Genomic DNA, 18,826 nt, shown 5'->3' on the forward strand with positions numbered 1-18,826 from the left:
GTGAAAAATGAACGTTGTTATCTAGTTTTGAGAGAACATTCTCTCCATCAGGTTTGGTGGCGATAGCGAAGAGGTCACACCCGTTCCCATACCGAACACGGAAGTTAAGCTCTTCAGCGCCGATGGTAGTTGGGGGTTTCCCCCTGTGAGAGTAGGACGCCGCCAAGCTTGTCATTTTATATCGTCGCGGGGTGGAGCAGTTCGGTAGCTCGTCGGGCTCATAACCCGAAGGTCGCAGGTTCAAATCCTGCCCCCGCAACCAAATTATTTTACCTATTAAATAGGGAGTACTCATTGAGTACAGCCAAAATGGTCCGGTAGTTCAGTTGGTTAGAATGCCTGCCTGTCACGCAGGAGGTCGCGGGTTCGAGTCCCGTCCGGACCGCCATTTTTATGACTTGTAAACGAAAACGTATAGTTTCGTTTTTTTTTATGTCTTTTTCTTTCAATAAGTATCCTAGATGCAATGAAACTCCTTGTGTTTGGCTACACTAAATGTGATAAGAAAAGATCATGACTTCAACAAACAACGCCTGGTTTTTTTATACCAGGCTTTCTTTATATCGTTTTTAGTTGGAACCGAGGCTCATATTCGCTACACTAATACTAACTGTGTCTGACATCATGTTTGCTCAATCAGTTGATTGTATGAAGGGGCTGTCTTTTATGGATGAATTTGATCTTATTCGCCGAATTACACCAAAAGAAACGCATCAGCGTTCTTTGATCATGGGCATCGGTGATGATGCTAGTGTTTATCAACCTCATTCACATTGTGAAGAGGTCGTTTGTGTTGATACAATGGTAGAGCATGTCCATTTTCGATTTGATTTTTCCACACCCTTTGAGGTTGGATTTAAAGCGCTGGCAGTGAATATCAGTGATATCGCAGCCATGGGAGGAACCCCTAAGTATTATCTTGTATCAATTGCGATCCCGCCTCATGGGGATGAAGCAATTGTCGCAGCTTTTTACGAGGGAATGAAAGCATTGGCTGACACATATCATATGGATTTAATCGGTGGAGATACAGTAGCCACCCGCAGTGACTTTGTCATCACAGTAACGGTCATTGGTGAGATTCCAAAGGGAACAGCCTGTTACCGTCATAGTGCTCAGACAGGAGACATTGTCTTTGTCACAGGTGAACTAGGTTCATCAGCTGCTGGGCTATCCCTTTTAATGAATGAAGTAAATGCTGCACATTCGATTGACACTGCTTTTTTTCTAGAGCGACACAAAATGCCGCAGCCGCATATTGCTGCTGGCCTTATTTGTTCAAGCTTCCCCCGGGTGACCTTGAATGATGTGAGTGACGGATTAGCGAGTGAGCTGAACGAAATAGCGGAGGCCAGTCGTGTAACGCTGGAAATTGAGGCTGATCAACTCCCAAAACATCCACATCTACCGTTGTTACATAAAGAGTGGCTTGAATGGGTCTTGTTCGGTGGAGAGGATTTTGTCTTAACTGGTACGATCCCTGAAACGGATTGGAAGCGATTTGAGACGCAATGTAAAAAAGAACACATTCAGGTCACGCGTATTGGACAAGTCAAAGATGATCGAGCGTCCAGCGTTATTTTAAAAGACCATGATCAACAAACAATTTTAATGAAAAAAGGATATAATCATTTTAAGAAATGAGGTGACTCCACCATGAAGTTAACGTGGACAACAAAAGGTGCGGATGAGACGAAACGAATTGCTGCTGCCTTGGCTACACTTGTGATGCCCGGCGATGTCTTAACATTAGAAGGAGACTTAGGCGCAGGTAAAACGACTTTTTCAAAAGGTTTTGCAGAAGGCTTAGGTATTACCCGTATCGTCAACAGCCCTACTTTTACAATTATTAAAGAATATATGGATGGCAGACTGCCACTTTATCATATGGATGTGTATCGTATGGAAGATGCGGAAGAAGATATCGGACTGGGCGAATATTTTGAGGGGGAAGGTGTATGTTTGGTTGAATGGGCACATCTCATTGAACCTCAATTGCCTTCATCGTATTTAAAAATTGAAATGCTGAGAACAGAACGTGAAGAAGAACGTCATCTCACGTTTTATGCAAAAGGGGAGCGCTATGAGGCCCTTTGTAAGGAGATGAAAGACATTGACCATACTGGCAATTGATACGTCAAACCATACACTCGGAATAGCTCTTGTCCGTGATGACACTGTGGTTGGGGAAAGTATTACGTACTTAAAGAAGAATCATTCAGTCCGTGCAATGCCGACAGTTGAAGCACTGATGAAAGAATGCGGCGTAGCACCGAACGAATTAAGCAAAATTGTTGTAGCCAAAGGACCCGGTTCTTACACTGGCGTTAGAATCGGTGTGACCATTGCAAAAACACTTGCTTGGACGCTGTCTATCCCGATAACTGCTGTTTCAAGTTTAGAAACGCTGGCGGCAAATGCTCGATATTTTGATGGAATGATTTCTCCTATATTTGATGCAAGAAGAGGACAAGTTTATACAGGGTTATATACATTTGAAGGTGGAAAGATAAAAGAAGCGAAACCAGATCAAAATAGCCTGCTCACTGATTGGCTTCAAGAGCTGAAAAAGGAGGGGAACTCTGTTTTATTTCTTGGACATGATGTGCATCTTCATCAAGAGAATGTTCTCTCCATACTTGGAGAAACTGCTGTGATCGCAGACGAGGCATTTCATAACCCAAGACCTTCAGTGCTCGCATTTTTAGGGGCAGACCGTCCTGCTGAAGATGTCCATCAGCTTGTTCCTAATTATATTCGTTTGGCAGAAGCGGAAGTGAAATGGCTTGAAGGACAAAAATAATCTCAACACAGTAGAGATGCGAAGAATGACAGTAGAGGACATCCCAGAGGTATATACGATTGAAGTGCATTCGTTTACAGCGCCTTGGAAAAAAGAGTCGTTTGTCTATGAAATTCTCCATAACCAATACAGCCATTATTTCCTCATTGAAGAAGATGGTCAGCCTGTTGGGTATTGCGGCGTTTGGATTGTCATGGATGATGCACAAATTACGAATATTGCGATTCTCCCTGAGCACCGGGGAAAAGGATACGGGGAAACGCTGCTTCGATATGTCATGGAATTTTGCAAAGAAAAAAAGACAGATCATCTTTCACTAGAAGTGCGGGTATCAAATACGCCAGCACAATCCCTTTATGAAAAGCTAGGTTTTAAACCAGCTTCTATTCGAAAGAATTATTATACGGATAACGGGGAAGATGCATTAGTCATGTGGGTGAAGATAAATGAGTGAAAAAAAAGATCGATTCATATTAGGTATAGAAACAAGCTGTGACGAAACAGCTGCGTCCATTGTGAAAAATGGGAAAGAGATCGTAGCGAATGTTGTCGCCTCACAAATAGAAAGTCATAAACGATTTGGCGGCGTGGTACCAGAAATTGCTTCAAGGCATCATGTGGAACAAATGACGATCGTGTTAGAAGAGGTCATGGAGCAGGCCAATATGTCCTTTCAGGATTTAGACGCTATTGCTGTGACAGAAGGGCCGGGCTTAGTTGGTGCACTTTTGATAGGTGTCAATGCAGCCAAAGCATTGAGTTTTGCACATCAAATTCCGCTTGTTGGTGTTCATCATATTGCTGGACACATTTATGCGAACCAGCTCGTTGGTGAACTGGTGTTTCCTTGTTTAGCTCTAGTCGTCTCTGGTGGGCATACTGAGCTTGTTTTGATGAAAGAGCATGGGTCTTTTGAGGTCATTGGTGAAACGTTGGATGATGCGGCTGGAGAAGCGTATGACAAAGTAGCTCGGACGATGGGTCTGCCATATCCAGGAGGACCTCATATTGATCGATTGGCACATGAAGGGGAGCCAACGATTAAGCTTCCTCGAGCGTGGCTTGAAGAAGGATCCTATCATTTTAGCTTCAGCGGTTTAAAATCAGCGGTCATCAACACGTTACACAATGCGTCTCAAAAGGGCGAAACCATTGCGCCAGAGGATTTGGCTGCAAGTTTCCAAGAAAGCGTGATTGAGGTGCTAGTTGGAAAGACCTTAAAAGCGGCTGAAGCGTATGGTGTGAAACAAGTCGTTCTAGCTGGCGGGGTTGCTGCCAATAAAGGTCTTAGAGAAGCCCTTACTTCAGCATTTGCGAAGTTGCCTGAAGTGAATGTCATGATTCCGCCATTGTCTCTTTGTACAGACAATGCAGCCATGATTGCTGCTGCGGGAACCATTGCATTTGAAAAGGGAATAAGAGGCGACATGGCAATGAACGGTCAACCTGGACTGCCGCTTGTCTCCTATGAATAAGAACTCCTGTGGATACAGGAGTTTCAGCGTGTAGACAAACCCTCGCATTCTTTGTCAGTCCTGCGTGCTGGTGCTCACGAATGTGAAATTCGCTCCGCGCCAGTACTCGTCCTTCCTAGACTTCAAAGGTTTTCTATCAAGCTGAAAAGAAGACAAAGGGCTAAAATCAAGTTCATTTTAGCCCTTTGTCAAAAATTTGGAACTCCTGTGGATATACAGGAGTTTTTTCTATTAAAATGAAAGCGATTTATTCACATGTAAGCGTTATATATCCACAATTGTTAGAAAATTCGTTTTAAAATGAAGAGAATGTGTATAAATGTGATCTTTTATGTGGATATGTGATTAAAATACTGTGGATAAAGTGGATAACTTTAAAATATTTAAGAATAATCAAGATGTTATTGTGGGTATCATTGTGGATAAATATTCTCACCTTAAAAAAGAGCACCCGTTAGGGCACTCTTTATGCATCTGATAGATCTTCCCATTCCGCAAAAAGTGATTCCATCTCTTGATTGAGCGCATCATTTTCTGTTTGAATGGCTTGTACTTTCTCGTGATCTTGGAAAATAGCAGGATCACATAGAAGCTCTTCGTTTTCACCGAGCTTGTCTTCGATGACAGCGATACGCTCTTCAATTTCTTCAATTCGGCGCTGCTTTTGTCTTTCTTTCTTTTTGAGTTCTTTCTCTTCTGCATAGGATAGTTTTGCTGTTTCTACTGGTTTTTCTGCTTGTTTTTTATGCGTCTCCTGAGTTTGGAGTGCTTCAAGCTCTAATTGTTCGTTTTTCTTTTCAAGATAGTAGTCGTAGTCACCAAGGTATTCTTTTGTTTCATTTGGTGAAAGCTCAAGTACTTTTGTTGCCAGGCGATTGATAAAGTAACGGTCATGCGAAACAAACAAGATGGTGCCTGGATAATCTATTAGTGCATTCTCTAATATTTCCTTACTGTCCAAATCAAGATGATTCGTCGGCTCATCGAGAATGAGGAAATTGGCTTTTTGGAGCATCAGCTTTGCCAGTGCAAGTCGTGCTTTTTCTCCACCACTTAAAGCATGTACAGGCTTTAAGACGTCATCACCTGAAAAAAGGAAGTTTCCTAAACAAGTTCGAATGTCTTTTTCAGTCATATGGGGATAATCATCCCAAAGTTCATTTAACACTTTTTTGGAGGATGTCAGCTTGGCTTGTTCCTGATCATAGTAGCCAATCGTCACATGAGAACCAAAGCTGATCTCGCCTTTTACTGGTTTTAACGTATCCGTTAAGGTTTTTAAAAGAGTTGATTTCCCGATACCGTTAGGACCGATGAGTGCCACGCTATCTTCACGTTTAATATGAAAAGAGAGTGAGGAGAGGAGCGGCGTTTTTTTATCGTAACTAATATCGAGATCATGCACCTTCAGCACGTCATTTCCGCTTTGCCTCATAATATCGAAATGGAAGTTTGCGGATTTTTCATCTCCTAACGGCTTATCTAAACGATCCATCCGTTCCAGCTGTTTCCGCCTGCTTTGAGCACGCTTTGTGGTGGAGGCTCTTGCTAAGTTGCGATCCACGAAATCTTGAAGCTTCGAAATTTCTTCTTGCTGTTTTTCATACAGCTTCATATCACGCTCTAGCTGCTCAGCTTTTTGGTCAAGATACTTGCTATAGTTCCCAGCGAACTTTTTCATCGCTGTTCTTGACACTTCATATACATGGTTCACGACTTTGTCTAAGAAGTATCGGTCATGGGAAACGATAAGGATGGCTCCTGTATAATTTTGCAAATACTGCTCAAGCCATGATAAGGTATCAATATCTAGATGGTTGGTTGGCTCATCCAAAATCAAGAGTTCTGGTTTCATCAATAATAGCTTTCCAAGCGCTAGACGAGTTTTCTGACCACCGCTTAAGGATTGGACGGTTGTATGGTCTTCAAAATGACTAAAGCCGAGTCCGTGTAAAATGGAGCGGACATCCGCTTCATATTGGTAGCCGCCTTGATCTTTAAATGCTTGCTGCAGCCTGTCATAGGTTTTCATTAGAGAATCTAATTCTGTTCCTGTGGAAGAAGCCATTTTCTCTTCTATGCTTCTCATCTCTTGTTCCATTTCTTTTAAATGATCGAAAACGGATAGTAGTTCGTCTTTTAGCGTACGTGTAGACGTCACATCTGTATGCTGTGCGAGATATCCAATAGATAGGTCTTTCGGTTTGATGATCTCACCTTGTTCGTAAGACATTTGACCGGAAATGATTTTTAAAAGCGTGGATTTTCCTGCACCGTTACGACCGACAATGGCAATACGATCCCTCGCTTTGACTTCCAATTTTATATTCGTTAAAACGGTATCAGCGCCAAACGATTTGGACAGCTGATTCACTTGTAGAATCATCATGTAACTTCACCTCTGCTATAATATGTTAAGTGTAGCTTATCAGCAGTAAACCGGCAAATCTTACATACGGCTGCCATGGTCAAATGAAAGACAGATAGGAAAAAATAGTGTATGATTTGAGTGAGGGAGCGTTGAAAGATGAGTCAATTTAGCCACTTTAACGAACAAGGAAGAGCAAAGATGGTCGACATTAGTGACAAATCGTCTACAGTGAGAACTGCCGTTGCTGTTTCAAGCGTTCGTATGATAAAAGAAGTATTTCATCAAATACAAAAGCATGACATTGGAAAAGGGGATGTGCTGTCTGTCGCACAGGTAGCTGGCATTATGGCAGCAAAGCAAACGTCCAGCATCATTCCAATGTGTCATCCGCTTGCATTAAAAGGTGTCGATATCTCCTTTGATTGGGAGGAAGACGGAAATGCGTACATTCTGAACATACAAGTACAGGTGAAAACAAAAGGAAGTACGGGTGTGGAGATGGAAGCGCTCACTTCTGCCTCAGTATGTGCACTGACCGTTTATGACATGTGCAAAGCAATAGACAAAGGGATGATCATCGGCCCGACCTATTTAGTAGAAAAAACAGGTGGGAAAAACGGTGATTTTCACAGAGCATCAGATATTTAAGTTGGAGGATCTTATATGAATATAGACCAGTCAAAAATTCCACAAGCGACAGCCAAACGTTTGCCGCTTTACTACCGTTTTTTAAAAAATCTGCATGCATCAGGAAAACAAAGGGTGTCATCGGCAGAGCTTAGTGATGCAGTCAAAGTGGATTCTGCCACCATTCGCCGAGATTTTTCTTACTTTGGTGCACTTGGGAAGAAAGGGTATGGCTATAATGTCGATTACCTCTTGACCTTCTTTAGAAAGACCCTTGACCAAGATGAAATGACGAATGTCATGCTCATCGGTGTCGGGAATTTAGGGACTGCTTTTTTACACTATAATTTCATTAAAAATAATAATACAAAAATTTCAATGGCTTTTGACGTCAATGAGAGTAAAATAGGAAGTGAGATAGGCGGCGTGCCTGTCTATGATTTGGATAAGCTTGAAGAGCATGTGCAAGAGGTAGGAGATATTCCTGTTGCGATTTTGACAGTGCCTGCCGTAGCAGCTCAATCCATTACAGATCGTTTGATTGCCCTTGGCATCAAAGGAATCCTTAACTTTACGCCGGCTCGATTGAATGTGCCGGAACACATTCGAATTCATCATATAGATTTGGCGGTTGAACTTCAGTCTCTTGTGTATTTCTTAAAGCATTACTCTGTTACACAGGAGGACTGACGAAAAGGGGTAAAGGGGGTGGAGCAAATGGGTCCGATCGGTCCTGGAAGTTTGGTTCTGATTGCGGTTGTTGCGCTCATTATTTTTGGGCCGAAAAAGCTTCCTGAATTAGGAAGAGCAGCAGGAGATACATTACGTGAATTCAAAAATGCCACAAAAGGTTTAGCTGATGATCAGGAAGAAAAAAAGAAAAAAGAAGATCAGTAGAATAGGATGAGCTTCATGAATGTCAAAGATATGCCGCTTATGGAGCATATTGTGGAACTGCGAAAACGTTTAGTGATCATTGCGATGTTTTTTGTCACCTTTATGGTGGCAGGTTTTTTTCTCGCTAAGCCGGTCATTGTGTATTTACAAAATACCGATGAAGCGGCCACACTGACATTGAACGCGTTTAAGCTCACAGATCCACTGTACGTGTTTATGCAGTTCGCTTTTGTCATTGCTCTTGTTTTGACGTGTCCCGTGATCTTATATCAGCTTTGGGCGTTTGTGAGTCCTGGCTTATATGAAAAAGAAAGAAAGGTGACACTTGCTTATATTCCGATTGCACTGCTTTTATTTCTGAGCGGTGTGGCTTTCTCTTATTTTATTTTGTTTCCATTTGTCGTCGATTTTATGATACGGATGTCAAATGATTTACATGTGGAGCAAGTGATTGGGATTCATGAGTATTTTACATTTCTGATGCAGTTAACACTTCCATTTGGCTTTTTGTTTCAGATGCCTGTCGTGTTGATGTTTCTCACTAGACTTGGTATCATTACACCGATGTTTTTATCAAAAATACGGAAGTATGCCTATTTTGTCCTCCTTGTCATTGCCGCACTGATTACACCGCCAGAGCTCGTTTCTCACCTCATGGTTACCTTGCCAATGCTCGTTTTGTATGAAGTGAGTATTGTCATTTCAAGAGTGACCTATCGCAAAATGCAGCAAACAGAGACAGAGGAGAAAGAAAATGATGTTGTCTCATAAAAAAGCATCGTGATCCAAATAGGGGTCACGATGCTTTTTCTATTGTGAAAGAAATTGATTGATTGCTTGAAAGAGATGCTCATAATAGGCAGGTTCATGCGGGACAAAATCATGTACATGGACCTCTCTCTTTTCCTCACGTCGCTTGCCGTCTGCATCCACTTCAAAGCCCTCGATGTTCATTTTTTCGCATTCTCTATTTAAAAGCTGCTGTGCATCCATCAGCCTTGCTCTATAAAGTCCAGCAACTTCTTCTTTCTGTAGATGGACATCCATGTGCTCTTTTTGATCCATATAAAGATACACATGGCAAAACTCACGATCGGTAAACGAAGGCATATGGATTTCATCTTTCATGACACCAGCAAAGGTAAGATTCTCAAACGAGATGGAGAGACCAAGCTCTTCTTCGACTTCTCTGATGCCATCAGAAGGCTGTTCATCTGCGAGAAGGTGGCCTGCTGCGGTGATATCAAGTAGAGAAGGGAAATCCTTTTTGGAGGGACTCCTCAGCTGAAAATAGAGAAACACTGTGTCATCTTCCTTTTTTAAAAGCCAGAAATGAAAGGTTTCATGCCAAAGGCCCTCAGCATGGATATCAGATCGAGCGGCTGTACCAATCGTTTCATGCTGATTGTTCATGATGTTCAGTTTTTCGTGTTCCATGAAAACATGACCTCCATAAAAAAACCATTTTCCAAACGGTGGAAAATGGTTTTTGCTTTATTTTTGCTGCTGTTTTTTCATTTTGACAGAAAAAGCAAACATTTTTAACGCGATATTGATATTATAGGCCGCAAACACCATCAGCAAAATGCTGTAAAATGACCACATGTCACCTGGATTTTGAATGGCCATATAGGTGAACGCCACACCTACGGCAAAATAAATAATGCCCCATACGACAGGGTTTCTCATGAGAAAAAGCCTCCAATAATCATTTGCATTGTTTGAGATTGTTCTTCAATCATTTTTCTTACTGGCTCAATCTGCACAAGAATGACGAGCGAGTTCATCAGCATGTGTGCGCCGATTGGAACAATGATTCGTTTTGTTTTCGCATATAAAAAGGCAAATGTAAAGCCCATTGCGGTATAGAGCAAGATATGTGGGAAATCATTGTGTACAGCAGCAAAAACCACTGAACTGACAAGTGCGCCAATGAAAAAATTCGTTTTTTCATAAACCACACCAAAAATGATTTTTCGAAAAATGATTTCTTCTAATATCGGTCCAATCAGAGCGATGACGATTACAAGCCATGGAACTGCATCCATAATGGCTAAAATGTTTTGAGTATTTTCGGATTCTCGGCTAATGCCAAATGCATATTGTTCAATCGCCCCCGCAATGGATTGTGCAAAGAGGGAAAGAAAGAAACCGCCAATGATCCAAGCGATTGCCACGCCGACTGATGCCGGTGCTTCATTTCGAAGTGAAGCTTTTGGTACAGTCCGAAGGATGAGCAGAATAATGATTAGTCCAATACAGAAGCTGATGATTGTCCATGTTCCTGACAATTTGGAGAGCTCTGCTTGTGTCATCGGTGTCTGAATGTAACCTAACCACTTCATGATGAACACATACGGAAACGCAGAAAATTGCACCAATATATACGTTAAGATGATGTACCAATATTGTTTTTTCAAGTAACGAAAACCCCTTTACTAAAAGAACTAGATTTATTGTAACACAAGTCTTCTTTTTCGTTGAAAAGGAAAGAATCGGTGATAAAAAAAGATCATGAAAGCGTAAAAATTTTTAAAGGTTTTTACTTGAAATTACAGAAGACATTCTTTATTATAATAAATGTGTTAGCACTCGTTGATGATGAGTGCTAAAAAAGACTACATATAAAAATTGAGGAGGTTGTTTCTTATGTTAAAGCCATTAGGCGATCGCGTAATCATTGAACTCGTTGAATCTGAGGAAAAAACCGCTAGCGGTATTGTCTTACCGGATTCTGCAAAAGAAAAACCGCAAGAAGGTAAAATTGTTGCAGCAGGTTCAGGTCGTGTACTTGAAAGTGGTGAGCGCGTTGCGTTAGAAGTAAACACAGGCGACCGCATTATCTTCTCAAAATATGCAGGTACTGAAGTGAAATATGAAGGAAAAGAATATTTAATCCTTCGTGAAAGCGACATTTTAGCTGTTATTGGTTAATCACATAAACAAAGATTGAGATATATTTCTAAAAAGACTGAGGAGGTTTCGTTATTATGGCAAAAGATATTAAGTTCAGTGAAGAAGCACGTCGTGCGATGTTACGTGGTGTAGATGCACTTGCAGATGCTGTAAAAGTAACTTTAGGACCTAAAGGACGTAACGTGGTTCTTGAGAAAAAATTCGGTTCTCCACTTATCACAAATGATGGTGTAACGATTGCAAAAGAAATCGAATTAGAAGATGCATTTGAAAACATGGGTGCAAAACTTGTGGCAGAAGTTGCAAGCAAAACAAACGATGTAGCTGGTGACGGTACAACGACTGCAACAGTTCTAGCTCAAGCAATGATCCGTGAAGGTCTTAAAAACGTAACAGCTGGTGCAAACCCTGTTGGCGTTCGTAAAGGAATCGAAGAAGCAGTGAAAGTAGCACTTGAAGGCTTACACGAGATTTCTAAACCAATCGAAGGTAAAGAATCAATTGCTCAAGTTGCGTCTATTTCTGCAGCAGATGAAGAAGTCGGCAGCCTAATTGCTGAAGCGATGGAGCGTGTAGGAAACGACGGCGTCATCACAATTGAAGAATCTAAAGGTTTCACAACTGAGCTTGAAGTGGTTGAAGGAATGCAGTTTGATCGTGGATACGCTTCACCATACATGGTCACTGATTCTGATAAGATGGAAGCGGTTCTTGAAAATCCTTACATCTTAATCACTGATAAAAAGATCACAAATATTCAAGAAATCCTTCCTGTACTTGAGCAAGTCGTACAACAAGGAAAACCATTATTGATCATTGCTGAAGATGTAGAAGGCGAAGCACTTGCAACACTTGTTGTGAACAAACTTCGTGGAACATTCAACGCAGTGGCAGTAAAAGCACCTGGATTCGGTGATCGTCGTAAAGCAATGCTTGAAGACATCTCTGTTCTAACTGGCGGGGAATTAATCACAGAAGACCTAGGACTTGACCTGAAATCAACTGAAATTGGTCAGCTTGGCCGTGCGTCTAAAGTGGTTGTTACAAAAGAGAACACAACGATCGTAGAAGGATCAGGAGATTCTGCTCAAATCGCAGCACGCGTGAACCAAATTCGTGCGCAAGTAGAAGAAACAACTTCTGAATTCGATAAAGAAAAATTACAAGAACGTCTTGCAAAACTAGCTGGCGGCGTTGCTGTCATCAAAGTTGGTGCTGCAACTGAAACAGAACTAAAAGAGCGTAAACTACGCATCGAGGATGCACTGAACTCAACTCGTGCAGCAGTTGAAGAAGGTATCGTATCCGGTGGTGGTACAGCACTTGTGAATGTATACAACAAAGTCGCTTCCATCGAAGCTGATGGTGACGTTCAAACAGGTGTGAACATCGTTCTACGTTCTCTTGAAGAGCCAATTCGTCAAATCGCTCACAACGCAGGTCTTGAAGGATCAGTCATCGTTGAGCGCTTGAAAAACGAAGAAATTGGCGTAGGCTTCAACGCAGCAACAAACGAATGGGTAAACATGATCGAAAAAGGAATCGTTGACCCAACAAAAGTCACTCGCTCTGCACTTCAAAACGCAGCTTCTGTAGCAGCTATGCTTCTTACAACTGAAGCAGTCGTAGCTGACAAACCAGAAGAAGGCGGCTCAGGCGGCGGAATGCCGGATATGGGCGGCATGGGCGGAATGGGTGGAATGATGTAAAAACGGATTTAAACCCTTATTAATCAAGGGTTTATCCGTAAGTCACACTCATTTTGGTGCCATTTTGATGCCATATAGAAAAATTAGAGGCTTTTCATTAGTTCTCCGAACTTTTGAGAAGCTTCTTTTTTTCGGTCTTTTGTTATGTGAAGGTATATTTTAGTTGTTGTTTGATCTTCTGTATGTCCAAGTCTATCCATTATCCTTTGAAGATCCACACCAGCCTCAGCAAGAAGTGAAGTATGGGTGTGCCTTAAAGAATGAGGAGTTAGTTTCTTCTGTATCCCTGACTTTTTTAGCACTGCATTAAACCTATTTTCAATAGTCTTAATAAAGTGAGGATATCCCCAATATGGTCCCTTAATTCTGGCGAAAACAAAATTTTTATCATGCCATTCATGTTTCATCTGCATTTTTATTTCATTTTGTTGAATCCGAAATTTATTAATTGCTTGTAAAACTTCACTCTCAACATCAATTTTTCTGATGGAGCCTCTAGTTTTAGGAGGTAGGAGAGTATATTTTTTGGTGCTGTTACTTGGATTGTAATAAGTTTTTGTAACGCTGATGGTACATTCCTTGAAATCAATATCTGACCACTTTAAAGCCGCAAGCTCACCAGCTCTTAAACCGGTCCAAGCTAACAGGTAGAACATAACGTAATATTCAAAATTTAATTGATATGCTGTATCTAAAAAGTGTTTTAATTCATTCTTCTCAAAGTATTTTTCTTCTATTTTTTCATTTTCGATTTCTTCGACTGTCTTCTTATCTTTTGGTAAGTAAGCAAATGCAGATGGATCAACAAAGATCAAATCTTGTTCTAAAGCTCGTTTGAAGATCATTCTAGCGGTACCGTGTATGCCAGATATCGTGTTTTCTGATAGCTTCTTCTCGACTTTCAAACTGGTTATAGCATCCTGATACATTTTTTTAGTAATATCCTTTAGCTTACGATAACCGAAGAATGTATTTAAATGACCAATTTCATGCTTTCTAACTCTAATGGTGCTAATTTTTCTGTCTGTATTACTGTAAACATCTAACCACTCAGCGGCCATGTCTTTGAATGTAATATCATTTTTTAAGTCCAATTTTGCCTTGCCTAGAATGTATTCCAAATCAATCATAGCATCAGCTGCATGTTTTCTTTTAGTGAAGCCTCTTCTTACAATTCTTTGTCGTTTTCCAGTTTGCGGATTTACTCCATCCTCAATTATAAACATCCAGCGGTCGCCTTTTTTAGTCTCGTATTTTTGAAGTCTTCCCATACTTAATCCTCCTCAATTAATTTGTTTTAAGGATTTCTCGTATAAAGCAAAAGCAAAGCTTTTTCTTCTAAACATCTCCAAGCGGGCAGCAGCAAAAGAGTAAGTTACATTAAAGGTGTCACCAATTAGCTTTATTGCTTCAGATTGCAAAGAAGGCAGGTTCAATTTTTGAAGCATAAAGGAGGGCACACAGAAATGGTACATAAAACTATTAGCCTGGTATTCTTGCAATTCTCGAAAGAGCTCATGCATATCAAATTGGTTACCATAGTGCTTAATTACATGACACAGTTCGTGACCAAATTCTTCCCATTGTTGTTTTTTATTTAAACGTTTATCAATAACCATGCTGTAAGAACCATTAACGCAAATAACAAAACTAGTCCTTTTTTCAAAATGAAGCCATATTCTTAAAGAAGCTGCTATACGTTCCATATCAATTGCCTCTGGAGTAAACATATTTAATTTTGTGTAAATTTTCTTCACTTCTTCTTCCAAATGTGATAGTCCTTTCAATTAAAACACCCCTAAAATAAGAATATATGTTCTGTTTTTATTTTAAAAGAAAAGCCTTTTATCAGGCTAATCCTTAATTTTATAAGTTTCATTGAATGTGTCTGGAACTGCTAGCTTTGACTGATCTTTATAAACAAAATAAATTCGGGGATCTTCAGCTATACCGCCGCCTTTAATTCTATTTTTAATATCTGATCCAGTTTCATTAACCCAAGATTCCTTTTCAGATAATGGCATAGTTTTGAAGGAATCTGAAACAAATGCATAAACATTGTCCCAACTGTTTGTCATAGGTTCTATTTTTATTAATTGACCATTACTGTCATCTATATATTTTTGCAAGCGATCTATAGTATTAGTCACTAATTCTCTATCATTTTCTTTTTGCTGTTTCTTATTATTAGCCTGCTTTTTATTGAATTCTTCAGCTTCCGCAGCTTCTTTATCTCGATTTTCTTTTTCAGTGGCTTCTTTTTTTAGTTTAGCTGCTTCAACGTCTATACGATCTTGTTTTGCGCTTGGAAGGTTGTATGCAACGATAGGTACAACAATTAGTAATAATGTTATTAAGTATATTGCCGTTGCCATGACCATCTTTAATTTGTTTTGAGAGCGGAACCCTAGAAGCTTATTTTGCCAATTTCTCTTTTTGAAAATCATTTTAATATTATGTTTCTCAAGCTGGGAGTAAAAATGTTTGTCTTCTGTAATTTTTAAAGTGATTTCTTTTTCTCCTAACAATGAAAACCCTGTGCTAAGAGCAAATTTATCTATCTCTACCTCAGAAAATTGGTTCCAGTTATAAGAGACTACATTACTAACTGCTTCATCTTTTAATAAAAAGATATCAAAACCAGTATCATATACAGATATTAAAACAATATCCAGCGTGCCATAACCTTTAACACTGCCACTTGTTAAACTTCCTTTTTTAAGCCCGTGATGGTCTATATATTCTTCGATAATTTGAGTGTGATTCTTTTTCTTCTTTTCACTCATCTGTAAAAACACCCCTTTTATCGCTGTAATTTTTACAGTTGAGCAGGCATTCAATTGAAGACTTTGCTGTAAAAATTACAATTGAATAGCTGTTCAACTGAAGATATTACTGTAAAAATTACAGCAGAACCTTCAGCATTAATTAAACAAAACTAAACAAAGAAATATAAACAAAAGAATAATTAATATAAGTTTAGTCTTTTGGTTTACGACCTTTCATTTTTTCCTTCTGTTTTATGTAATTAATGAAATTGATTGTTTCTTGTCTAGCTTCTTCAGAAAAGTCAGAAGCATCTTTGAAAGCAATCTGTAAATCAGGATCGTTTAAATCGTATTCAACTTGTTCCGAGGAAATGTTTTCAGTTCTGCCAAGTAGATAATCAGTAGTTGTATTTAATGCATCAGCCAAATCTTTAAGCATTTCATTAGATGGCGTACTATGGCCGTTTTCATAATTTGAAATAGTTCCTTTTGTTGTTTTAACACGTCTAGCTAATTCTTCTTGTGTTAATCCTTTATTCTTTCTGACACTCTTTAATCTTTTAGAGAGCATGACAGTTTCCTCCAATTTAAAAGTACAAGTTTATTGTACTATAAAGAAAAGCTTATTAAACAAAAGTATAAGAAATTCATACTTTTATATTGACATACAAGTTTCTTATACTTATAATGAAATCAACAAGTACAAGAATCTTATACAAAGGTGGTGAGCAACATGAAAAACCTCAAATTGGTTCAAGCCAGAAAAGCCAAAGGCTTAACGCAGGAAGAGCTTGCTTTTAAACTCAATTGTAAGAAATCAACTATTTCTAATTGGGAGAACGGGTACTCTAAACCTAAAATGGATGATGCGTTTAAAGTCAGTGAAATTTTAGGTACGGATATAAAAGCTCTTTTTTTTAATCAAAAAGGACAAGATTCTCATACAAACACAGCGTAGGAGGTTGAATCATGCCACAGACAGTTATCACTTTTGATGAAATGACAGCCACCGTATTTCAAGATCAAATGCAAAAATTGTTTCAGGCAGCTTATGAAAAGGGCGTTGAAGATGGTATGAAAAAATACTCATATCCACCCGTTTTAAATGTCGATCATTTAATACAAATTCTTTCAGTCAAAAGACCAACGGTATCAAAAATAACAGCTAGACCTGATTTTCCTAAACTCACTCAAATTCAAGCTAGGTACCCAAGAGATGAGGTTTTTGAATGGATTAAGAATAATTCATCATACATTCAGGAGGTCACTACCGCATGAACAACCCACAGTTATTTAAAAATGAAATGTTTGAAGTATCAGCAAAAATCGAGAATGATCTAATCATTTTTGATGCTGAACAAGTTGCGAAATCTCTAGGGTTTGTCCAAGAGAAAAATAACAAACAGTACATTCGATGGGAGCGAGTGAATGAATACCTTCCGGAAAATTCCCCAGAAGTGGGGAGAGGTGATTTCATTCCTGAACCACTTGTGTACAAGCTGGCGTTTAAAGCATCTAACGAAGTTGCAGAACAATTTCAAGACTGGCTGGCAATTGAAGTCATCCCTTCAATTAGAAAGAATGGTCACTTTGGTGTTCCAAAACCTTTAACCGAAAGAGAACAGAGAATTGAGTCTCTTAAACTCTTATTAGAAACATCACAACGGCAAGACGAGTTGTCTAAGAAAATAAGCACTCACGAAAAGAAAATCCTTGAATTGGACACCAAAGTGGATGAGCAGATCACACTTGATCATGGTGAACAAAGACGGATTCAAAAAGCCGTTGCTTCTAGGGTCTACAGTTTTACGGAAGATGGATCAGAACGTAAGCGGCTATTCAGCGAACTGCATCGAGAAATTAAAGACCGTTTCGCCGTATCCAGCTATAAGGATTTAAAGAGAAAAGATATGCAAGTAGCTGTGAATTACATTGTTAACTGGGTTCCACGCAGGGTTTCCTAGCCTGCTGTATCCCTTCATTAATATTTTAGCAACAAAAACTGAATAGAAAAGGATGGGAACAAATGCAGAACAGCCCGTATAATCAGCGGAATTTACCTGAAATTCTTAGAAAAGTAAGGAAGGAAGCTGGATATTCACAGTATCAGCTAGGCAAATTAATTGGGGGGCGTGATCAGAGAAATGTATCAGACATTGAAAATGGTTATGTCAGACCTACACCTGAATTGTGTATCAACTGGTTCAAAGCATGTGGAGCCTATGAACATATCGATCTCGTACACTACATCTTTAAAATGCATCCGCTTGCTGCAGCACCGATTGATCCCGCCTTGAATAATTGCGCTCATAAGGCCCTGATCAACTTGGTGCAGGAAATGAAAGACGCACAAAAGGCTATCGGTGAGCTTGCAGAGTGGTTAAACAATACCCGCCCGGGCAAGCATGGCGAGCTTCCAATGCAGGCGATAAAACAGATTTATGATCTAACACAGGCAAATAAAACACTCATGTACTCAATGGCGCGTGAATTTGACTTAAAGATTCAAGACCTAACAGAAAAATGGTCGAAAAAAGCCATTGTCGCAGAGGTGGCAATGCACAAAAGACAGGATAGGGAGGCTGTACTAGCATGATTGAAAAACAATTCATTAGTGAAGATGTATCGAGAGCAAAGACGAAAATTGATTGTGTGAAAGAGCTTTTATATCTTGCTCATCAAGAATTGAAAGACGGAAATTATGAAGAAGTTGCAAGTCTAGCTGGAAGCATTAGAAATATCAGCGAGGATCTTGTGCGGATGAATAATTTAGGAAAATTAATTGAAGTCGCATCGAAGTTACAGAAAAAAAGTGGTGTACGGCTTGAGCTTGTTACACGTACTGAAAGGACTGAAACCATTGAATATTGAGCATCCGATGGTGACGCAGATTAATTGCTTTGGATATCCGAAGAGTCATTGGAAAGACGAGCAAGAAAGAGACGGTTATGAAGAGGAAGAAGAGGATGACAAATAAAAAAACCCGCTTTGGAGAGCGAGTTTTGAAAAGGTGTACTGCTTCGATTAGGTACCGACAGTATACCAAATCTTTAACAAAAATTCAATGGAGGTATACATGATGTCAAAATATCAAATCAGCTTTGATCACCGCCGTGAAGCGCAGGAGCGTTTAGAGCAGGCAGGCGGTTGGATCGACTACAAAAAAGGTTTACCGGTCTTCTGCTTCCCAAATGCTCAAGCAAAACAAAAATACATTCAATTGGGGCAGGCGGCATATCGCCAAAAGGTAGGTATGTAGC

25 protein-coding genes, 2 tRNA genes and 1 rRNA gene are annotated in these 18,826 nt (G+C 39.8%); 20 read left to right on the plus strand and 8 right to left on the minus strand.

Annotated elements, in window-relative coordinates:
• The first annotated feature begins 52 nt into the window (after positions 1 to 52).
• The 8 genes from rrf (at position 53) to tsaD (ending at position 4,278) form a co-directional block, all read left to right on the plus strand.
• Positions 53 to 168, plus strand: a 5S ribosomal RNA gene (rrf, locus tag M2353_RS02545).
• 17 nt (positions 169 to 185) lie between these two features.
• Positions 186 to 262 (plus strand) — tRNA-Met (locus M2353_RS02550).
• A gap of 49 nt (positions 263 to 311) precedes the next feature.
• Positions 312 to 388 (plus strand) — tRNA-Asp (locus tag M2353_RS02555).
• A gap of 278 nt (positions 389 to 666) precedes the next feature.
• Positions 667 to 1,644, plus strand: coding sequence for a thiamine-phosphate kinase (gene thiL / locus M2353_RS02560; protein WP_284724874.1), 978 nt, complete (start codon positions 667 to 669; stop codon positions 1,642 to 1,644).
• 12 nt (positions 1,645 to 1,656) lie between these two features.
• The gene (gene tsaE / locus M2353_RS02565) at positions 1,657 to 2,133 is read left to right on the plus strand and encodes a tRNA (adenosine(37)-N6)-threonylcarbamoyltransferase complex ATPase subunit type 1 TsaE (RefSeq protein ID WP_284724875.1); all 477 of its coding nucleotides are present in this window, start codon (positions 1,657 to 1,659) and stop codon (positions 2,131 to 2,133) included.
• Positions 2,114 to 2,803, plus strand: a complete 690-nt coding sequence (gene tsaB / locus M2353_RS02570) for a tRNA (adenosine(37)-N6)-threonylcarbamoyltransferase complex dimerization subunit type 1 TsaB (protein ID WP_284724876.1) — start codon at positions 2,114 to 2,116, stop codon at positions 2,801 to 2,803. Before tsaE ends, tsaB begins: the two co-directional genes overlap by 20 nt.
• A gap of 25 nt (positions 2,804 to 2,828) precedes the next feature.
• Positions 2,829 to 3,257 carry a ribosomal protein S18-alanine N-acetyltransferase gene (gene rimI, locus M2353_RS02575; protein ID WP_284725982.1) on the plus strand — a complete coding sequence of 143 codons (429 nt, stop codon included), beginning with the start codon at positions 2,829 to 2,831 and terminating at the stop codon, positions 3,255 to 3,257.
• Positions 3,250 to 4,278, plus strand: a complete 1,029-nt coding sequence (gene tsaD / locus M2353_RS02580) for a tRNA (adenosine(37)-N6)-threonylcarbamoyltransferase complex transferase subunit TsaD (RefSeq protein ID WP_212361007.1) — start codon at positions 3,250 to 3,252, stop codon at positions 4,276 to 4,278. The genes rimI and tsaD overlap by 8 nt, the downstream gene beginning before the upstream one ends.
• 466 nt (positions 4,279 to 4,744) lie before the next feature.
• On the opposite strand, the gene M2353_RS02585 is transcribed toward tsaD, so the two are convergent.
• On the minus strand, positions 4,745 to 6,667 hold the full coding sequence (locus tag M2353_RS02585) for an ABC-F family ATP-binding cassette domain-containing protein (RefSeq protein WP_284724877.1): 1,923 nt from the start codon (positions 6,665 to 6,667) through the stop codon (positions 4,745 to 4,747).
• Positions 6,668 to 6,805: 138 nt separating this feature from the next.
• Here M2353_RS02585 and moaC point away from each other — a divergent pair, with 138 nt between their 5' ends.
• Genes moaC through tatC form a run of 4 tightly spaced genes read left to right on the plus strand, consistent with a single transcriptional unit; the run spans position 6,806 to position 8,944 of the window.
• Positions 6,806 to 7,297, plus strand: coding sequence for a cyclic pyranopterin monophosphate synthase MoaC (gene moaC, locus M2353_RS02590; protein WP_026050052.1), 492 nt, complete (start codon positions 6,806 to 6,808; stop codon positions 7,295 to 7,297).
• Between the two features lie 15 nt (positions 7,298 to 7,312).
• The gene (locus M2353_RS02595; protein WP_008355687.1) at positions 7,313 to 7,966 is read left to right on the plus strand and encodes a redox-sensing transcriptional repressor Rex; all 654 of its coding nucleotides are present in this window, start codon (positions 7,313 to 7,315) and stop codon (positions 7,964 to 7,966) included.
• Positions 7,967 to 7,993: 27 nt separating this feature from the next.
• Complete coding sequence (locus M2353_RS02600) at positions 7,994 to 8,173, plus strand: twin-arginine translocase TatA/TatE family subunit (RefSeq protein WP_008344374.1); 180 nt, start codon at positions 7,994 to 7,996, stop codon at positions 8,171 to 8,173.
• Positions 8,174 to 8,179: 6 nt separating this feature from the next.
• Positions 8,180 to 8,944, plus strand: coding sequence for a twin-arginine translocase subunit TatC (gene tatC, locus M2353_RS02605; RefSeq protein WP_096881072.1), 765 nt, complete (start codon positions 8,180 to 8,182; stop codon positions 8,942 to 8,944).
• Positions 8,945 to 8,983: 39 nt separating this feature from the next.
• Here tatC and M2353_RS02610 read toward each other — a convergent pair whose 3' ends face one another.
• From M2353_RS02610 to M2353_RS02620, 3 genes are read right to left on the minus strand one after another with little or no spacing between them, the layout of a single operon-like run.
• Positions 8,984 to 9,610: an NUDIX hydrolase gene (locus M2353_RS02610; RefSeq protein WP_284724878.1), complete on the minus strand. Its 627-nt coding sequence runs from the start codon at positions 9,608 to 9,610 to the stop codon at positions 8,984 to 8,986.
• A 57-nt stretch (positions 9,611 to 9,667) separates the two neighbouring features.
• Positions 9,668 to 9,862, minus strand: a complete 195-nt coding sequence (locus M2353_RS02615; RefSeq protein ID WP_017366710.1) for a YdiK family protein — start codon at positions 9,860 to 9,862, stop codon at positions 9,668 to 9,670.
• Positions 9,859 to 10,593: a CPBP family intramembrane glutamic endopeptidase gene (locus M2353_RS02620; RefSeq protein WP_024719333.1), complete on the minus strand. Its 735-nt coding sequence runs from the start codon at positions 10,591 to 10,593 to the stop codon at positions 9,859 to 9,861. Before M2353_RS02620 ends, M2353_RS02615 begins: the two co-directional genes overlap by 4 nt.
• Positions 10,594 to 10,822: 229 nt before the next feature.
• Between M2353_RS02620 and groES the strand changes: the two genes are divergently transcribed.
• On the plus strand, positions 10,823 to 11,107 hold the full coding sequence (groES, locus tag M2353_RS02625) for a co-chaperone GroES (RefSeq protein ID WP_003214120.1): 285 nt from the start codon (positions 10,823 to 10,825) through the stop codon (positions 11,105 to 11,107).
• Positions 11,108 to 11,163: 56 nt separating this feature from the next.
• Positions 11,164 to 12,798 carry a chaperonin GroEL gene (groL, locus tag M2353_RS02630; protein WP_007496015.1) on the plus strand — a complete coding sequence of 545 codons (1,635 nt, stop codon included), beginning with the start codon at positions 11,164 to 11,166 and terminating at the stop codon, positions 12,796 to 12,798.
• Between the two features lie 83 nt (positions 12,799 to 12,881).
• Here the strand turns inward: groL and M2353_RS02635 are convergent, their stop codons facing one another.
• The 4 genes from M2353_RS02635 to M2353_RS02650 all read right to left on the minus strand — a co-directional run bounded on the left by M2353_RS02635 (position 12,882) and on the right by M2353_RS02650 (position 16,137).
• Positions 12,882 to 14,069 carry a tyrosine-type recombinase/integrase gene (locus M2353_RS02635; RefSeq protein WP_284724879.1) on the minus strand — a complete coding sequence of 396 codons (1,188 nt, stop codon included), beginning with the start codon at positions 14,067 to 14,069 and terminating at the stop codon, positions 12,882 to 12,884.
• Positions 14,070 to 14,081: 12 nt separating this feature from the next.
• On the minus strand, positions 14,082 to 14,585 hold the full coding sequence (locus M2353_RS02640; RefSeq protein ID WP_284724880.1) for an ImmA/IrrE family metallo-endopeptidase: 504 nt from the start codon (positions 14,583 to 14,585) through the stop codon (positions 14,082 to 14,084).
• Between the two features lie 66 nt (positions 14,586 to 14,651).
• A complete protein-coding gene (locus M2353_RS02645; protein WP_284724881.1) occupies positions 14,652 to 15,584 on the minus strand; it encodes a hypothetical protein in 933 nt (310 codons plus the stop codon).
• A 193-nt stretch (positions 15,585 to 15,777) separates the two neighbouring features.
• Entirely contained in the window at positions 15,778 to 16,137 is a 360-nt protein-coding gene (locus tag M2353_RS02650) for a helix-turn-helix domain-containing protein (RefSeq protein WP_144495903.1), read from the minus strand.
• Between the two features lie 162 nt (positions 16,138 to 16,299).
• Between M2353_RS02650 and M2353_RS02655 the strand changes: the two genes are divergently transcribed.
• The 6 genes from M2353_RS02655 (at position 16,300) to M2353_RS02680 (ending at position 18,825) form a co-directional block, all read left to right on the plus strand.
• Complete coding sequence (locus M2353_RS02655; RefSeq protein ID WP_135009140.1) at positions 16,300 to 16,524, plus strand: helix-turn-helix transcriptional regulator; 225 nt, start codon at positions 16,300 to 16,302, stop codon at positions 16,522 to 16,524.
• A gap of 11 nt (positions 16,525 to 16,535) precedes the next feature.
• Positions 16,536 to 16,844, plus strand: a complete 309-nt coding sequence (locus tag M2353_RS02660; RefSeq protein WP_113768144.1) for a helix-turn-helix transcriptional regulator — start codon at positions 16,536 to 16,538, stop codon at positions 16,842 to 16,844.
• Positions 16,841 to 17,530: an ORF6C domain-containing protein gene (locus M2353_RS02665; RefSeq protein WP_284724882.1), complete on the plus strand. Its 690-nt coding sequence runs from the start codon at positions 16,841 to 16,843 to the stop codon at positions 17,528 to 17,530. The genes M2353_RS02660 and M2353_RS02665 overlap by 4 nt, the downstream gene beginning before the upstream one ends.
• A 62-nt stretch (positions 17,531 to 17,592) precedes the next feature.
• Positions 17,593 to 18,162 (plus strand): helix-turn-helix domain-containing protein, encoded by a 570-nt coding sequence (locus tag M2353_RS02670; protein WP_284724883.1) that lies wholly within the window; start codon positions 17,593 to 17,595, stop codon positions 18,160 to 18,162.
• Positions 18,159 to 18,437, plus strand: a complete 279-nt coding sequence (locus M2353_RS02675; protein ID WP_284724884.1) for a YqaH family protein — start codon at positions 18,159 to 18,161, stop codon at positions 18,435 to 18,437. The genes M2353_RS02670 and M2353_RS02675 overlap by 4 nt, the downstream gene beginning before the upstream one ends.
• A gap of 208 nt (positions 18,438 to 18,645) precedes the next feature.
• Entirely contained in the window at positions 18,646 to 18,825 is a 180-nt protein-coding gene (locus M2353_RS02680; RefSeq protein WP_098676743.1) for a hypothetical protein, read from the plus strand.
• Position 18,826: the final 1 nt, after the last annotated feature.

The sequence above is a fragment of the Bacillus aerius genome (assembly GCF_029894105.1).
GTDB lineage: Bacteria > Bacillota > Bacilli > Bacillales > Bacillaceae > Bacillus > Bacillus altitudinis.

What these genes read in the sequence shown, in the direction of transcription:
- thiL (WP_284724874.1), top strand. Translation starts at nt 667, where the DNA reads ATGGATGAATTTGATCTTATTCGCCGAATTACACCAAAAGAAACGCAT.
- tatC (WP_096881072.1), top strand. Translation starts at nt 8,180, where the DNA reads ATGAGCTTCATGAATGTCAAAGATATGCCGCTTATGGAGCATATTGTG.
- M2353_RS02675 (WP_284724884.1), top strand. Translation starts at nt 18,159, where the DNA reads ATGATTGAAAAACAATTCATTAGTGAAGATGTATCGAGAGCAAAGACG.
- M2353_RS02650 (WP_144495903.1), bottom strand. Translation starts at nt 16,137, where the DNA reads ATGCTCTCTAAAAGATTAAAGAGTGTCAGAAAGAATAAAGGATTAACA.
- groL (WP_007496015.1), top strand. Translation starts at nt 11,164, where the DNA reads ATGGCAAAAGATATTAAGTTCAGTGAAGAAGCACGTCGTGCGATGTTA.
- tsaD (WP_212361007.1), top strand. Translation starts at nt 3,250, where the DNA reads ATGAGTGAAAAAAAAGATCGATTCATATTAGGTATAGAAACAAGCTGT.
- M2353_RS02655 (WP_135009140.1), top strand. Translation starts at nt 16,300, where the DNA reads ATGAAAAACCTCAAATTGGTTCAAGCCAGAAAAGCCAAAGGCTTAACG.
- M2353_RS02615 (WP_017366710.1), bottom strand. Translation starts at nt 9,862, where the DNA reads ATGAGAAACCCTGTCGTATGGGGCATTATTTATTTTGCCGTAGGTGTG.
- groES (WP_003214120.1), top strand. Translation starts at nt 10,823, where the DNA reads ATGTTAAAGCCATTAGGCGATCGCGTAATCATTGAACTCGTTGAATCT.
- M2353_RS02670 (WP_284724883.1), top strand. Translation starts at nt 17,593, where the DNA reads ATGCAGAACAGCCCGTATAATCAGCGGAATTTACCTGAAATTCTTAGA.
- tsaE (WP_284724875.1), top strand. Translation starts at nt 1,657, where the DNA reads ATGAAGTTAACGTGGACAACAAAAGGTGCGGATGAGACGAAACGAATT.
- M2353_RS02680 (WP_098676743.1), top strand. Translation starts at nt 18,646, where the DNA reads ATGTCAAAATATCAAATCAGCTTTGATCACCGCCGTGAAGCGCAGGAG.
- M2353_RS02635 (WP_284724879.1), bottom strand. Translation starts at nt 14,069, where the DNA reads ATGGGAAGACTTCAAAAATACGAGACTAAAAAAGGCGACCGCTGGATG.
- M2353_RS02610 (WP_284724878.1), bottom strand. Translation starts at nt 9,610, where the DNA reads ATGGAACACGAAAAACTGAACATCATGAACAATCAGCATGAAACGATT.
- M2353_RS02585 (WP_284724877.1), bottom strand. Translation starts at nt 6,667, where the DNA reads ATGATGATTCTACAAGTGAATCAGCTGTCCAAATCGTTTGGCGCTGAT.
- moaC (WP_026050052.1), top strand. Translation starts at nt 6,806, where the DNA reads ATGAGTCAATTTAGCCACTTTAACGAACAAGGAAGAGCAAAGATGGTC.
- rimI (WP_284725982.1), top strand. Translation starts at nt 2,829, where the DNA reads ATGACAGTAGAGGACATCCCAGAGGTATATACGATTGAAGTGCATTCG.
- M2353_RS02600 (WP_008344374.1), top strand. Translation starts at nt 7,994, where the DNA reads ATGGGTCCGATCGGTCCTGGAAGTTTGGTTCTGATTGCGGTTGTTGCG.
- M2353_RS02595 (WP_008355687.1), top strand. Translation starts at nt 7,313, where the DNA reads ATGAATATAGACCAGTCAAAAATTCCACAAGCGACAGCCAAACGTTTG.
- M2353_RS02665 (WP_284724882.1), top strand. Translation starts at nt 16,841, where the DNA reads ATGAACAACCCACAGTTATTTAAAAATGAAATGTTTGAAGTATCAGCA.
- M2353_RS02660 (WP_113768144.1), top strand. Translation starts at nt 16,536, where the DNA reads ATGCCACAGACAGTTATCACTTTTGATGAAATGACAGCCACCGTATTT.
- M2353_RS02645 (WP_284724881.1), bottom strand. Translation starts at nt 15,584, where the DNA reads ATGAGTGAAAAGAAGAAAAAGAATCACACTCAAATTATCGAAGAATAT.